This window comes from Rhodococcus sp. IEGM 1408 (assembly GCF_033142235.1).
In the GTDB taxonomy this organism is placed as follows: domain Bacteria; phylum Actinomycetota; class Actinomycetes; order Mycobacteriales; family Mycobacteriaceae; genus Dietzia.
This window is the reverse complement of record NZ_JAWLRW010000004.1, coordinates 313839-327219: the sequence shown is the minus strand read 5'-3', so window position 1 is coordinate 327219 and position 13381 is coordinate 313839. Positions and strand designations below refer to the sequence as shown.

Annotated in this window: 15 protein-coding genes and 1 pseudogene; 10 read left to right on the top strand and 6 right to left on the bottom strand. The window is 72.9% G+C overall.

The genetic code is table 11. The features are described from left to right. The first annotated feature begins 8 nt into the window (after positions 1–8). Both rfbD and R4P08_RS08880 read left to right on the top strand, forming a co-directional pair. A complete protein-coding gene (gene rfbD / locus R4P08_RS08885) occupies positions 9–953 on the top strand; it encodes a dTDP-4-dehydrorhamnose reductase (RefSeq protein ID WP_317813529.1) in 945 nt (314 codons plus the stop codon). A gap of 179 nt (positions 954–1132) precedes the next feature. Beyond that, positions 1133–1438: pseudogene (locus R4P08_RS08880) on the top strand (ElyC/SanA/YdcF family protein); the annotation flags it as partial. A gap of 117 nt (positions 1439–1555) precedes the next feature. Here the strand turns inward: R4P08_RS08880 and R4P08_RS08875 are convergent. Continuing rightward, positions 1556–2422, bottom strand: a complete 867-nt coding sequence (locus R4P08_RS08875; protein ID WP_317813434.1) for an oxygenase MpaB family protein — start codon at positions 2420–2422, stop codon at positions 1556–1558. Positions 2423–2619: 197 nt separating this feature from the next. On the opposite strand from R4P08_RS08875, the gene R4P08_RS08870 reads away from it, so the two are divergent. The 4 genes from R4P08_RS08870 (at position 2620) to R4P08_RS08855 (ending at position 4879) form a co-directional block, all read left to right on the top strand. After that, a complete protein-coding gene (locus R4P08_RS08870; protein WP_317813433.1) occupies positions 2620–3426 on the top strand; it encodes an SDR family oxidoreductase in 807 nt (268 codons plus the stop codon). Between the two features lies 1 nt (position 3427). Continuing rightward, positions 3428–3979, top strand: coding sequence for an LpqN/LpqT family lipoprotein (locus R4P08_RS08865; RefSeq protein WP_317813432.1), 552 nt, complete (start codon positions 3428–3430; stop codon positions 3977–3979). Between the two features lie 68 nt (positions 3980–4047). Further along, positions 4048–4704 (top strand): dTDP-4-dehydrorhamnose 3,5-epimerase, encoded by a 657-nt coding sequence (rfbC, locus tag R4P08_RS08860; RefSeq protein WP_317813431.1) that lies wholly within the window; start codon positions 4048–4050, stop codon positions 4702–4704. 43 nt (positions 4705–4747) lie between these two features. Beyond that, complete coding sequence (locus R4P08_RS08855) at positions 4748–4879, top strand: hypothetical protein (protein ID WP_317813430.1); 132 nt, start codon at positions 4748–4750, stop codon at positions 4877–4879. 18 nt (positions 4880–4897) lie between these two features. On the opposite strand, the gene R4P08_RS08850 is transcribed toward R4P08_RS08855, so the two are convergent. Continuing rightward, on the bottom strand, positions 4898–5629 hold the full coding sequence (locus tag R4P08_RS08850) for an alpha/beta hydrolase (protein ID WP_317813528.1): 732 nt from the start codon (positions 5627–5629) through the stop codon (positions 4898–4900). 237 nt (positions 5630–5866) lie between these two features. Here R4P08_RS08850 and R4P08_RS08845 point away from each other — a divergent pair, with 237 nt between their 5' ends. Next, positions 5867–6643, top strand: coding sequence for an enoyl-CoA hydratase (locus R4P08_RS08845; protein ID WP_317813429.1), 777 nt, complete (start codon positions 5867–5869; stop codon positions 6641–6643). Between the two features lie 30 nt (positions 6644–6673). Continuing rightward, positions 6674–7198, top strand: a complete 525-nt coding sequence (locus R4P08_RS08840; RefSeq protein WP_317813428.1) for a protein-tyrosine-phosphatase — start codon at positions 6674–6676, stop codon at positions 7196–7198. Positions 7199–7214: 16 nt separating this feature from the next. On the opposite strand, the gene R4P08_RS08835 is transcribed toward R4P08_RS08840, so the two are convergent. Beyond that, complete coding sequence (locus tag R4P08_RS08835; protein WP_317813427.1) at positions 7215–7385, bottom strand: hypothetical protein; 171 nt, start codon at positions 7383–7385, stop codon at positions 7215–7217. 39 nt (positions 7386–7424) lie between these two features. On the opposite strand from R4P08_RS08835, the gene R4P08_RS08830 reads away from it, so the two are divergent. Next, positions 7425–7769, top strand: a complete 345-nt coding sequence (locus R4P08_RS08830) for a DUF4229 domain-containing protein (protein ID WP_317813426.1) — start codon at positions 7425–7427, stop codon at positions 7767–7769. Positions 7770–7839: 70 nt separating this feature from the next. Here the strand turns inward: R4P08_RS08830 and R4P08_RS08825 are convergent, their stop codons facing one another. From R4P08_RS08825 to R4P08_RS08815, 3 genes are all read right to left on the bottom strand, one after another. Continuing rightward, complete coding sequence (locus R4P08_RS08825) at positions 7840–8571, bottom strand: hypothetical protein (protein WP_317813425.1); 732 nt, start codon at positions 8569–8571, stop codon at positions 7840–7842. A 185-nt stretch (positions 8572–8756) separates the two neighbouring features. Continuing rightward, a complete protein-coding gene (locus R4P08_RS08820) occupies positions 8757–11321 on the bottom strand; it encodes an ABC transporter permease (RefSeq protein ID WP_317813424.1) in 2565 nt (854 codons plus the stop codon). Further along, on the bottom strand, positions 11318–12073 hold the full coding sequence (locus R4P08_RS08815) for an ABC transporter ATP-binding protein (RefSeq protein ID WP_317813423.1): 756 nt from the start codon (positions 12071–12073) through the stop codon (positions 11318–11320). The genes R4P08_RS08820 and R4P08_RS08815 overlap by 4 nt, the downstream gene beginning before the upstream one ends. A 158-nt stretch (positions 12074–12231) precedes the next feature. On the opposite strand from R4P08_RS08815, the gene R4P08_RS08810 reads away from it, so the two are divergent. Further along, positions 12232–13254 (top strand): hypothetical protein, encoded by a 1023-nt coding sequence (locus R4P08_RS08810; RefSeq protein ID WP_317813422.1) that lies wholly within the window; start codon positions 12232–12234, stop codon positions 13252–13254. The last annotated feature ends 127 nt before the right edge of the window (positions 13255–13381 follow it).

The following is a 13381-nucleotide window of genomic DNA, read 5'->3' as shown; positions in this document are numbered from 1 at the left end:
CACCGCATCTGCCCCGGCTGCTGGTCACGGGAGGCCGAGGTCAGCTGGGCGTGGCGCTCTCCCGGTACGCGGACACCCCTGGCCGCGACGATCTGGATCTCACCGAACCCGCCTCGATCGCTGCAGCGCTCGAGGCGTACACGCCCGAGGTCGTGATCAACGCCGCCGCGTACACGGACGTCGACGGCGCGGAGTCCGACGAGGCCGGCGCCCGGGCGATCAACTCAGACGGCGCGCAGTCGCTGGCCGTGGCCTGCCGCGATCGCGGGATCCGGCTGATCCACATCAGCACCGACTACGTCTTCTCCGGTGAGGTTCCGCGGGGCGGCGACCCGGCCACGGCGCCCGGGTTCGAGCCGCACGATCCGACCGGCCCGACCACGGCGTACGGGCGCACCAAGCTGGCGGGGGAGCGGGCGGTACTGACCGCCTACCCGGAGGCGACGATCATCCGCACGGCCTGGCTGTACACGGGCCCGTGGCGGGTGATCCTCGATCAGCCCGGAGGCGACTTCGTGGCCACCATGATCCGCCTGGAGTCCGAGCGCGAGACGGTCAACGTGGTGAACGACCAGTGGGGCTCACCCACCTACGTGGGCAGCATGGCAGACCAGCTGCTCGGCCTGCTCTCCGCCGAGAAAGCGGGTTCGGTCGACGCCCGCGGGCGCACCCTGCACCTGGCCGGCGGCGGGCGGGCCACGTGGTTCGAGCTGGCGCGCGCGGTGTTCGAGTTCCTGGGCGCCGACCCCGAGCGGGTGCAGCCCTGTACGAGCGAGGAGTTCCCGCGCCCGGCGCCCCGCCCGGAGTTCTCGGTCCTCTCGGACAGATCGTGGCGCGACCTGGGCCTGGACCCCCTGGGCGAGTGGCGCGAGGACCTCGGCCCGGGGTTGACCTACCTGGCCTCGTCCCGGAACCAGTCGTCCCGTGGCTCGGCGCGGGACCGGGATGCGTGACCAGGGCTAGCCGCCGCGGGGCCGACCCCGGTCCCGGCCCCGGCCGGCGCCGAGCCCTGCGCACGGCCACCGCGTTCACGGCCGCCACCGTCGCCGTCGCCGCCCTCGCCCTGACCGCCTGGGGCGCGTTCCTGCTGCAGCCCCGTGCCGACGAACCGGTGCGCGCGGACGCGGTGGTGATGCTCGCCGGCGCCGACGACGGCCGCCATCTCCACGCCCGTGACCTCGTCGAGGCCGGCTACGCCGACACGCTGCTGGTGAGCAACCCCGGCGGGAACTCCGAGTTCGTCGCCCGCCGGCTGTGCACCGGCATCGCCCGCCCCGCCGACGCCGAGGTCGTCTGCTTCTCCCCGGAGCCGCGGACCACGTGGGGTGAGGCGCAGGCGATCGCGGCGATCGCCGGGGCGCGGGGATGGGAGCGGGTCCTCGTCGTCACAAACCGTCCCCACACACTGCGCGCCGGCCGCTGGATGCGCGCCGCGACCGGGCTGGACGTGCGGATGACGCCCATCAGGAAGATCGACCGGACCATGCTGCCGGTGCACCTGGTGTGGGAGATCGCGGGATTCGTCGAAGGCCGCATCAACGGCCACTGGAGAGGCTCAGGCGGGTCGCGCCCGCAGTGCGGACGGCGCGGCTATGGGCGCGCGGGTGGTGAGCATCGGCGCGTCCAGACCCTGGTGGGCCCGGGTGATCCGGCCGAACACGGCAGTCCGGTCCATGGGTCGGTGCGGTAGGTCCAGGGCGCGGCGCACATCCGAGGGCACGAGGCTGGCGGCGGCGTCCACCACGGTCACGCACGAGCGATGAGCGGTGGCGGAGGTGTCGACCACGTCGGAGCAGTCGAGGGCGGTCTCGCGCAGGCGCGCGGCGGCCCGGCGACCGGTGGCCGTGGCGCGGGCGCGTCCGCGGGACCCGCGCAGCAACTGTTCGAGTTCGCGGACCGTCGTGGGGGAGGTCCGGGCGCCGTGGAGGCGAGCGATGCTCGCGCACTGCCGGACGTAGTGGTCCGACTCGGCCGGGGTGAGGGGCCGGACGGCGAACCGCTGGAAGGCGGCGAGCAGAGCCCATGTGGTGGCGGAGTGGGCCCATTCCACGAGCTCGGGATCCGAGCCGTAGAAGTAGTCCCCGTGCTCGGTGGTGCCGCGGTACGAGCCGCGGTCCCGGTGCGCGTGGTCGATGGTGACCATCGCGTCGTCGACGGTGCCGAACGTGCTGATCTCGGTGAGGTCGTGCAGGTAGTCATCGGCCGCCCAGGGCTTCTCCACCACGTCGCTGGCGTCCAGGATGGCGGCGTAGGCCGGGTTGGCGGCCAGCATGAGCAGTCCGGTGGTGATGCCGATCGGGGTGGCGGCGTCGCCGTGGACGCGCCAGATGGGCTCGCCCGAGTGGAACCAGCGGGGCCCGGGGATGTCCAGGATCGAACACGCGAGGGTGTCGGCTGCACCGTGTGGAGCGAGTGGTGACATCAGACACGCCTCGGGGTCGGAGCGCCGCGCTCGGCGGCTGGCTGGTTCGTTGCGGCAACTTTAACGCGGACTCGCCGCGATACGAAGGACTTTTTGCTGGCAGGCTGAGGTAATCCCGAGAACCTGTGACAGGTCGTGACCTCTAGGCTGCGGGTTACCCGCCACAACAATTTTCTGCCATGAACGAGGAGACCGACGTGACCGCTACCCCCCTCCCCGCCCCCCGCACCGGGCCCGCCGTGCCCGGCCGGTTCGCCGGCCGGACCGCGATCGTCACCGGTGCCAGCCGCGGGATCGGTCTGGGTGTCGCGCGCCGTCTCCTGGCCGAGGGCGCGGCGGTGGTCATCACCGCACGCGGTCAGGAGGGCCTCGACGAGGCCGTCGCCGAGCTCGGCGCGCCGGACCGGGTGCTCGCGGTGGCGGGGAAGGCCGACGACGAGGGCCACCAGAACGAGGTGATCGCGCGGGCCGAGCAGGCTTTCGGCCCCGTGGACCTGCTGGTCAACAACACCGGCATCAACCCGGTGTTCGGCCGGACGATCGACGTCGATCTGGCTGCGGCCCGAAAGATCACCGAGGTCAACGCGCTGGGCACCCTGGCCTGGACGCAGAAGGTCTATCACTCCGGTCTCGGCGAGCGCGGCGGTGCCGTGGTCAACATCGCCTCCATCGCCGGTCTGGCGCCCTCGCCCGGCATCGGGTGGTACGGCGCCACCAAGGCACTGGTGATGCGGCTGACGCAGGAGCTCGCCGTGGAGGTCGGTCCCGCGGTGCGCGTCAACGCCGTGGCCCCGGGCGTGGTCAAGACCCGGTTCGCCGAGGCGCTCTACTCCGGGCGCGAGGAGCAGATGTCCGCGGCGCTGCCGGCCGGTCGGCTGGGGGTGCCGGACGACATCGCCGGGCCCGTGGCGTTCCTGCTCTCCGACGACGCCCACTGGATCACCGGGCAGACCATCGTCGTGGACGGCGGCGCCCACATCGTCGGCGCCGGACTGCAGGGCTGACATGATCTCGATCCAGGAGTTCTGCGCCTCGACCGGCCGCACCCTCGAGGCCAGTCCGCCCATGGCGGTGGCCGCGCAGCCGCTGACCTGGGTGGACAGCCCGCCGTGGGAGCGGATCGAGTCCCCGGAGCCCTCGGCGGTGATCTACGTGGACCCGGGCGCCCACCGGGACGGTTTCTCGCCCAACGCGATCGCCACGTGCGCCCGCATCGCGCCGGCCATGCCCACCGACGACGCGGTCGCCAAGATCGTCGTCACGGCGGAGGTCCTCACCGACTGGACGCCCCTGGAACAGGTGGCGGGGGAGGGCGACGAGGACGCCGGCGCCGTCCGCAGCGTCTACCGGTTCCTGCGGGGCACCTACACCGCCGAGCCGGGGGAGATGGCCACCTCGAGCCTGATCGTGGGATGGAGCGACGACGAGGCGACCTATGTCTTCCAGTTCGTCGTCACCGGCTGGCGCGAGGATGCGTCGCTGCACGAATCGGCCCTGGACTGCCTGCTGATCGGCGAATGGTCGGCCGCGCAGATCGTCGAGGCGATGCGGGGCTGACGCGCGGGCGCCACGGCGCCTGACCTCGATACGATGGGCGGCGACCAACTAGTTGAAGGCGGGACCGGGTGCAGCTACGCGAACTCAGCGTGACAGGGGCGTGGGAGATCACGCCGAGCCAGATCACCGATGACCGCGGGGTGTTCCACGAGGCGTTCACCGACCCCGCCTTCCGGCGCATGACCGGGCACCGTTTCGATCTGGCGCAGCTCAACGTGTCCGTCTCGCGGGAGGGCGTATTGCGCGGCCTGCACTACGCCGACGTGCCGCCCGGGCAGGCCAAGTACGTCCTGTGCCCGTCCGGAACGGTGTTCGACGTCCTGGTGGACGTGCGCGTGGGGTCGCCGACCTTCGGGGAGTGGTCGGGGGTGATCCTCGATGCGCAGGAGCAGCGCGCGGTCTACATCCCGGAGGGTGTGGCGCACGGGTTCCTCGCGCTCGAACCGCAGTCCACGGTCATGTACCTGTGTTCGGAGGGCTGGCGGCCCGGCGCCGAGCACGCGGTGGACGCCTTCGACCCCCACATCGCGATCGACTGGCCGTCGATGGCCCTCGACGGCACCCCGATCGAGCACCTGATGAGCCAGAAGGACCGCGACGCCCCGAGCCTGTTGGACGCGGCGGCCGCCGGCCTGCTTCCCCAGTGGGAGGACTGCACCGCCCACGTGGAGCGACTGCGCGAGGCCACCGCCCGTGTCGACGACGAGTGGCGCCCGAACCCCTGAATCCAATACCCTGCGGGGTATCACCGATCACGAGGAGACCACCATGTGCTACCCCGTTCCCTGCCCCGTCTGCGGCAAGACCACCTGGGAGGGCTGCGGCGAGCACATCGACGCAGTCAAGGCCTCCGTGCCCGCCGGGCAGTGGTGCGGCGGCCAGCACGCCGACGCGGGCTGAGTAGACCCGGCCGCCGGCTCAGGTGAGGTGGCGGGCGAGGAACCGGCCGGCGGCCTCGAGTTCGAACGCCGGGACTCCGGTGTGCCCGCCGAGGTTGGCGTGCAGCGTCTTCTCAGTGGAACCGAAGGCCCCGAACAGTTCCAGGCTCCGGCCCCGGTCGTTCCACTCGTCGTCCCATTGCAGCAGGAACTGGAGCGGGATCGTCACCCGCCGCGCCTCCTCGAAGGTGGCACGGGGGACGGCGCTGCCCGCGAAGAACACTGCCGCTGAGACCCTGCTCTCCACGGCGGCCATCCGGACGCCGACCGCGATCACCCCGCCCTCGACCCCGACCGGGCACCCGAGCCCGGGGAGCGACCGGAGTGCGTCGAGGGTCTCCTGCCATTCCGGGACGGCCCTGTGGACCAGCGGGAGGACGAGGGCGTCGACGATCTCGTCGGTGACGGGAACCCCGTCCGACATCCTTCGGCGCAACTCGCTCCGCGCCTGCTCGACATCGGGCAGGCGGGGCCGGTCGCCGCCGCCGGGTAGTTCGATCGTCGCGGCGGCGAAGTTGAACCGGCTCGCGTAGTACCGCGCCCGCCCGGCCACCCGCGGGTACATCAGGTCCAGACCGCCGGGGTGGCCCAGCAACACGAGGGCGGAGGGTGCGGAGTCGGCAGGGGGCATCCACAGGATGCCGGGCACCTCGCCCACGGTGAACGCGTGCTCCGCGACGTCGTCGTCACTCTGCTCGGAGGTGAACCGCAGCGCCGCACCGGTCACGATCATCACCTCCCGGTCCCGTGGGGACAACGGTCGACGATAGTCCTCCACGAGGGCGGGCGGAAGGTGCGAACTCGCCGACCCGGGGCTCTGTCGATCGGGCCGGTCGGCCTCGTCGGCGGTGCCGCGCGGGGGCGGCCACGACCGACTCCGGGGTCACCGTGACCGCGGGCGGGGTAGAACCAGGGGACACGCACTCCCGTCCCTCCAGGAGGCCCTCAAGTGAGCACCCCATACGTCCTCGTCGACCGCAGCGGTCCGATCGCGCGCGTGACCCTCGACCGCCCCGACCGGCGCAACCCGTTGTCGATGCAGATGATGCGGGAGGCCACCGCCGCGATCGGCGAGCTCGGCAGCGACCCGACCTGCGGTGTCGTGGTCCTCACCGGCTCCGGGCCGGCGTTGTCGGCCGGGCACGAGATCAGCGAGATGATCGACCGCACCCTGGAGCAGGAGCGCGAGGTCTTTGACACCTGCGTCGAGCTCATGGAGTCGATCCAGGCCATCCGCCAACCGGTGATCGCCGAGGTCCAGGGCCACGCTATCGCCGCCGGGTGCCAGCTCGTGGCGACCTGCGACCTCGCGGTGGCCGTCGAGACCGCGCGCTTCGGCACCCCGGGGGTCAAGATCGGGCTCTTCTGTTCCACCCCGATGGTCGCGGTCTCCCGCAGCATCGGCCGCAAGCGCGCGCTGCAGATGTTGTTGACCGGCGAGACGATCGACGCGGCCACCGCGGTGGAGTGGGGCCTGGTCAACGAGGCCGTGCCCGCCGACCGGCTGCGCACCCGTGTCGACGAGCTGGCCGCGCAGATCGCCGACGCCAGCCCGCTCACCCTGGAGATCGGCAAACAGGCCTTCTACCGGCAGATCGATCTCCCGCAGGAGGAGGCCTACCGCGAGATGGCCGAGACCATGGCCACCAACGCGGTCACGTGCGACGCCCAGGAGGGGATGAGCGCGTTCCTGGAGAAGCGCTCGCCGCAGTGGCGTGGGGAGTGACTGAGGGGGCCGCCGACTAGGATCGGCGGTATGGCGCTCGCGGTGATGACGGTCTGTACGGGCAACATGTGTCGATCGCCGCTGGCCGAGCGGTTGCTCGCCGCCCGTGCGGCCGAGGCGGGGCTCGAGGTGGTGGTGGACTCGGCCGGGACCCGGGCCGCCAACGGGGTGGAGATCCACCGCGAGACCCGGAGGGTGCTCGAGGGCTACGGCGGCAACGCCGGCGATTTCGCGTCCCGGCTCCTCTCGTCCCGGCTGCTCACGGGCCGCGACCTGGTCCTCACCGCCACCCGCGCCCACCGCAACGCCGTGCAGGAGATCGCGCCGCTGCTGTGGAAGCGGACGTACACACTGCTCGAGGCCGCCCGTCTGGCTGACGCCGACGAGTCGTTGACCCTCGCCGGGTTGGCCAGGGCCCGGCTGGGGATCGACACCGATGACCCCGCGATGGACGTCGAGGACCCGATCGGCCGCGAGCCAGAGGTGTTCGACCGGACCGGCGCGCAGATCAGCGACGCCGTCGATTCGATCGTGCGGCTCCTCGCCCGAGGCTGACCCCCGGCCGCGGTCCCTACGGGTCCAGGGGCGGGTCGAGCGGTTTACGCCGGTCGAGGTCGCGCAAGAAGTCGGGGTCGTCGTCCGGTGCGATCATCCGCGGATCCGGCCGTGACCCGGGCCCGAAGGCACGCCACAGCAGGATCGCCACGGTAATCACGCCGATGAGTGCGAACAGCCAGATCACTGGAACCTCCTTTCCACCACGATACGTATCCTTGAGTTCATGAGCGAGCCAGACAATTCGACACACGCCGCGTCCACGCACCCCGCACCGTCGGAGGTGGGGGCCAAGCCCGGCGGCCGCCTGGCCCGGAACATGGCGCTCTACACCGTCCTGAGACTGGTTCTCGTCCTGGCGCTGGCCCTGCTCATCATCGGGATCGGGCTGCTGGTCGACGTCAAGGTGCCGGTGATCGTGGCCGCGATCATCGCCGTGGTGATCGCGCTGCCGCTGTCGATGATCCTGTTCACCCGGATGCGCGCGGACATCAACTCCGACATCGCCGCCGTGGACGTCGGGCGGCGTGAGAAGCGGGAGGACCTGCGTCGCCGGATGGACGAGGCCTGACAGTCAGGCCTGGCGGAACGGCTGACCCGTCGATCACGCTGACCCGGCTGACCCGGCTGCCCCAGCGGACCTAGCCGGCGGAACCGCCCGGCCGCGGCGCGAGGGGCCACGGCAGCGGAGGGAGCCGGTGCGAGCCCTCCGAACCGGCCGAGCCCTGTCCTGCGGATTCGAACGGACTGGTGGAGAGCACCGACGTCGGCGGCGCGGACTGCTGCGGCGCCGGGGCTTCGGTGACCGTCGGGACGGTCGTGGGCTCCTCTGAGGAGCCCGGGGCGGCCGGATCGCTCTGGTCGGGATTCGCGGGGACGGTGCCCTCGGGGGAGGTGGTTCCCGGCACGCCCGGGGTGGCGGGCGGCGCGGTGGTGGGCGTCGTGCCATCGGTCGGGGTGGCCGGGGTGCTCGTCTCAGAGTCCGTGGGCTCGGTGCCGTCGGCATCCGTCTCGTCGTCGTCGTTCCGGGGGTCGCCGTCGAGGGGATCCCGACCGTCCGGGCCCTCGAGGGTGGGGTCCAGCGCTCCGGCGTCCGTCCGCGGCTGCGCCGGGGTCCACTGGGCGGTGGTGTCCTCGGTGACGCTCTCGGTACCGCGCGAGGGGGCATAGGTGCCCGCGTCCTCGTCCGCCACGTACAGCGCGCCCGGGTCGGGCTGCACCCCGATGTAATAGCGGCTGAGGCAGTGATCGGTGACGTTCTGGGAACCGTCGGTGAAGAAGGTCATCCCCGGGGTGCCGCCGTCGGCCTCGGTGGCGCATCGGGCGATGAACCGTCCGGGCGGGGACTCACGGTCCGTCGGTTCGGTCGACACGGACACTTCGGTCGCGGAGGCCGATCGCGGAGATTCCGAGAGGACCTGCGGTTCCGTCTGTGCGCATGACGCCGCCACCAGCGCAAACGCGCAGGCTGAGAGGGGCACCCAAATTCGCATAACGATAGTGTCTCAGTTCTGTCAAGGAATGGCTACCGGATCGGCCAGGCGAGGAGACCGGATCGTCAGATCCCGACCACTCGAGTCCGGACCGCGCCCAGGGCGGCTACCGCGGCCGCGATGACCGCGGCGAGGACCCCCGCGACGCCCACCATGACCAGATCGCCGACCGGTACTGAAATGTTACCGGCCGTCCCGGGGCCCACGAGGGCGACCGCTCCGAGTCGGCCGAACATCGCCCCCAGGGCCACCCCGAGTGCGGATGCGCATGCCGCCACCAGCACCGTCTCCAGCACGAGCATCAGCCACACCCCGGCGCGGGTGACCCCGACACCGCGCAGGAGGGCGACCTCCCGCGTGCGTTCGCGGACGGCGAGCGTGAGCGCGTTGACCACCCCCACCAGCGCCAGCACCACCGCCACCGCCAGCAGCAGCGAACTGGAGGTGAGCACCGTCCGGACGGATCCGGCGATCTGCTCGCGGGAGGCGAACGTCTCGGTGACGGCCAGTGACGGTCCGGCGTCCACCACGGCGGAGCGCACGCCCTCGAGCGCGGCGTCGAGTCGGTCGCCCTCGAGCCCGCCGTCCATCCGCAGCCACTGTTCGGACCGGGGCACAAACTGCGTGGGTACCTCCACGCCCTCGGGCCAGGGCGACCCGTCCGGCAGCTGCGCGACCGGCCAGGCGGGCACGCTCCCCGGCGCGGCCAGGGCCCACTGGTCGTTCGAGCGGCGCACGACGAGGTCGCGGCCGTCGTCGTCGGAGAAGAAGGTGAACCGCACCGTCTCGCCGTCTCGGGCCCCCGCGGCCACGGGGGAGGACTCGGGGAGCACGATCTCGCCCGGGCCGGGCAGGACCACGTCGCGGCGCATGACCGCCTCGATCCCGGAGGGCTCGGCGACGCGCAGGACCGTCCGCTTGCCCTGTGCGTCCTCGGCGTACATGTCGACGACGACGAGGGATCCCGACACCCCGGGCAGGCCCGCCAGCTGATCGGGCAGCCCGGCGGGCAACACGCCGTCGGGCGCGGTGACGACCACGTCGAGCGGGACCCTTTCGACCAACCTCGCCTGGATGGCCGGGCCGAGCACCGCGATCCCGGTGACCATGGTCGCGGTGAGCGTCACGCCCACGAGGACCGCGGCCGAGGTGGCGGCCGTGCGGCGTGGGCTGCGCGCGGTGTTGCGCGCGCCGAGCAGGCCGACCGGGCCGAGGGGCACGCCGATGACCGTGCCGACCGCGCCGAGCAGGGTGGGCAGGGCCCCGGCGGCCAGAGCGAGCACGCCGGAGAACATCAGCACCCCCCAGGCGCCGGCCGCCACGACGGACCGGGAGTCCACCGCCGCGGTCATGCCCACCCATCCGGCCGCCGCCACCCCGGCCCCGGCCACGACCATCACGGCCCGGCGCCACCACGGGTCGGGGCGGACATCCGCCGGGCGCAGTGCCACCAGCGGGCTGCCCGAGGTGGCCCGCCACAGCGAGGGCAGGGCGGTGAGCAGGGTGACACCCACCCCGACCGCGGCGGCGAGGACGTACGCGGGCCCCGGGACGGTCACCTCCTGCAGGGGGATCGTCACCCCGAGCCTGGGCGCCTCCCGGGAGGCCAGGGAGACCCCGAATCTGCCCAGGGCCAGGCCGATCGCGGTGGCCAGCACCGCAACCACCAGCGCCTCCAGCATTCCGGACAGGCGCAGCTGCAACCGCGAGGCGCCCAGACAGCGCAGCAGTGCCGTCTCCTGCACCCGCGCGGCGAACACCACCGCGAAGGTCGTGCCGATCACCAGGGCGGCCACCGCCACCGCCAACACGGTGAAGGCGAGCAGGGCCCGCGTGTAGACGTCGCGGCCACCCATGAACGACTCCGCGAGCGCGTCCGCCTCGGCGGTGCCGGTGGAGACCGCGACCGCGGAGGTCCCGGGGATCTGGGCCAGACGTGTCCCGATCCGTGCCGCGAGTTCGGCGTCGGGGACCGACCCGTCCCCCGCCACGCGGACGTCCCCGCCCGCGCCCGCGGCCGACCACTGCTGGACCTGATCGTCGACGGTGTACAGGGGGAACGCGGCCTCGAGGTCCGGTTGACCGCTCAGGTCGAACAGCCCCACCACGGTGACCGGGGCGGGCTCGGAGCGTTCGGCCGGCTGGACGTCGAAGGTGGCGCCCAGCGGCAGTTCGGCGTCCGCGCGCACGGCGACCTCGCCGGGTCCGGCGGGCAGGCGCCCCGACGCCAGTGGCTGCCAACGCAGGCCGTCGTCGGGGGAGAGCGCTGTTGCCGTCGTCAACTGTTGTGGACGTCCCTCGGCGCGGACCCGGACGTAGGTCTGGGCGTCGACCGTCACCGCGCGGACGCCGGGGGTGGCGGCGATGGCCGCCAGGCCGAGCCGCTGCGCCTCGGCGGCCTCCTCCCGGGTGGCATCGGAGCCGGCGGAGGTGCGGTCGCCGAGGTTCTGCACGAGCACGGCGGTGTCCGAGTAGCGCATGCCGAAGGTGGCGTCGGCGCTGGCGGACATCGTCCGCAGCACGCCGACCGAGGCGAGTACGAACGCCACGGCCACCGCGATCGCCAGGATCGTGCCCAGATACCTGCCCGCGTGCGCGCGCAGCTGGCCCAGGACCAGCCGGGGACTCACGCCGTGGCCGACCGGCGGGCGGTCAGCTGGCGCATCGCGGCATCGATCGCGTCGGGGGTGGGGGAGTCGACCTCGTCAGCGATCCGGCCGTCGGCCAGCACCAGGACCCGGTCCGAGTACGCGGCGGCGTGGGCGTCGTGGGTGACCATGACGACCGTCTGGCCGGCCTCGCGGACGCACGCCCCGAGCAGCCCCAGGACCGTCTCGCCCGACTCGGAGTCGAGGTTGCCCGTGGGCTCGTCCGCGAACACCACGTCCGGGCGCGGTAGGAGGGCACGGGCGATGGCCACCCGCTGCTGCTGGCCGCCCGACAGCTCGTGCGGACGCCGGCGGAGCAGGTCGCCGATGCCGAGCTCGCTCACCAGGTCGTCCAGTCGCGTGCGATCCGGGCGCTTGAACGCCATCCGCACGGGCAGCACGATGTTCTCCCGCACCGAGAGCGCGGGGACCAGGTTGAAGGACTGGAACACAAACCCGACCCGGGTGCGGCGGAGCCTGGTCCGGCCGGCGTCACCCAGCCGCGTGATCTCGGTGGATCCGATGGTCACCGTGCCGCCGTCCGGGGAGTCGAGTCCGGCCAGGCAGTGCATGAGGGTGGACTTGCCGCTGCCGGAGGGTCCCATCACGGCGGTCCACCGCCCCTTGTCCACCGCCACGTCCACTCCGTCGAGCGCCCGGACCTTCACTCGGCCGTGAGAATAGGTCTTGCGCAGGCCGTGTGCCCGGATCGCGATCTCGGGGGGTGGGGTCACAGGTGTCCTTCCATCGGGCGTGGCATCCGCAGGCGAGTGTAGGGACAGCCCGGGAACACGCGCCCCAATCTGTGGCTCATGTGAATGGTGTGACGTATGGTGCAGATGTGACTGGGCCGGAACCGTCGTGCCCAGCTCCCGGACGACAAGGTGACCCCATGTTCCAGCGCCGCTCGCACCGCTCCGCCCCTCGTACCCGCTCGCTCGCCCTCGGTGGCGCGCTGGCCGCGCTCGCCGTGGTCGGCGGCGGCACCGTCGCCGTGGTATCTGCCCCGGCCGAGGTCGTCGCGGGCGACATCCTCCTGGCGCAGAACACCGGCGCCCAGGAGATGGAGCTGGGTGCGCCGGTGAATCTCGACCTCGAGCCCGTCGTGGCGCGCGCGGCCGGTGGCGCCGTTCCGGCCGGCACCACCGTGCAGGTCACGGGGCTGCCCGACGGACTCACCCAGAACGGCTGGGTGATCTCCGGGACGCCTTCCCATGCGGGCGACTACGACGTGCTGGTCACCGTCTCCAATGCCGGCGTCTCCCAGTCCCAGAAGGTCACCATCACCGTGACCGACGAGCTCTCGCCGGCCGCCGCGCCCACGACCACGTCCGCTCCCTCCGCTGCGCGCGGCGCCGCGACCGCTGGGGCCGACGGGGAGTCGGGTGCCGACGGGACCACGACCAGCCCGTCCGCCACGACCAGCCCTTCCACGACCGCCGCGCAGGCCGTACCGACCCTGTCCGCGGCGCCCGGCGACCCGGCGCTGGACGGCGCCCCGGCCGGGGACGACGCGGGAGAGGCGACCGAGGGCGACGACGAGCCCGGCACCTCGCCCGATCTGTGCGCGGTCCTCGGTGACGGCGGGACGGACGCGGCCTCGCTGGCCAGCGGTCTCGTGCCGATGCTCACCGGAGGCGACGAGTCGGCCTCGTCCGGGCTGGTCATGATGTTGGTCAACGCCATCGTCGGCATGCTGCCCTCGCTCCTCGGCGAGAGCGGTTCCACCGAGGACCTCGGCTCGGCCGGTCAGCTCCTGTGCACCATCTCGCCCGCGCTCCTCGGCGGTGCGCCCGCCGACCAGGCCGGTGGCGCCGCAACCGGCGGCGACACCACGGCCGGCGCCGACCTCGGCGGGGCCCCCGCGGCGCTGCTCGGCATGCTCACCACGGGTGCCGGCAGTCTCGGCGGATGACCCCCGGGGCGCCCCCGGGGAAGCCCCCCCCCGGGGCCCCCCAGCCCCCGTGCGTCCCCCCCACCCCCCCCGCGCCCCCCACACCCTGGTGGGGGGGCCCCGGCCCCCCCCCCCCCCCCGGGGGGCA

Excerpts from the sequence above, each read along its gene's own strand:
- R4P08_RS08830 (WP_317813426.1), top strand. The coding sequence starts at position 7,425 with ATGAGCGAGCCAGACAATTCGACACACGCCGCGTCCACGCACCCCGCA.
- R4P08_RS08865 (WP_317813432.1), top strand. The coding sequence starts at position 3,428 with ATGATCTCGATCCAGGAGTTCTGCGCCTCGACCGGCCGCACCCTCGAG.
- R4P08_RS08840 (WP_317813428.1), top strand. The coding sequence starts at position 6,674 with ATGGCGCTCGCGGTGATGACGGTCTGTACGGGCAACATGTGTCGATCG.
- R4P08_RS08810 (WP_317813422.1), top strand. The coding sequence starts at position 12,232 with ATGTTCCAGCGCCGCTCGCACCGCTCCGCCCCTCGTACCCGCTCGCTC.
- R4P08_RS08875 (WP_317813434.1), bottom strand. The coding sequence starts at position 2,422 with ATGTCACCACTCGCTCCACACGGTGCAGCCGACACCCTCGCGTGTTCG.
- R4P08_RS08855 (WP_317813430.1), top strand. The coding sequence starts at position 4,748 with ATGTGCTACCCCGTTCCCTGCCCCGTCTGCGGCAAGACCACCTGGGAG.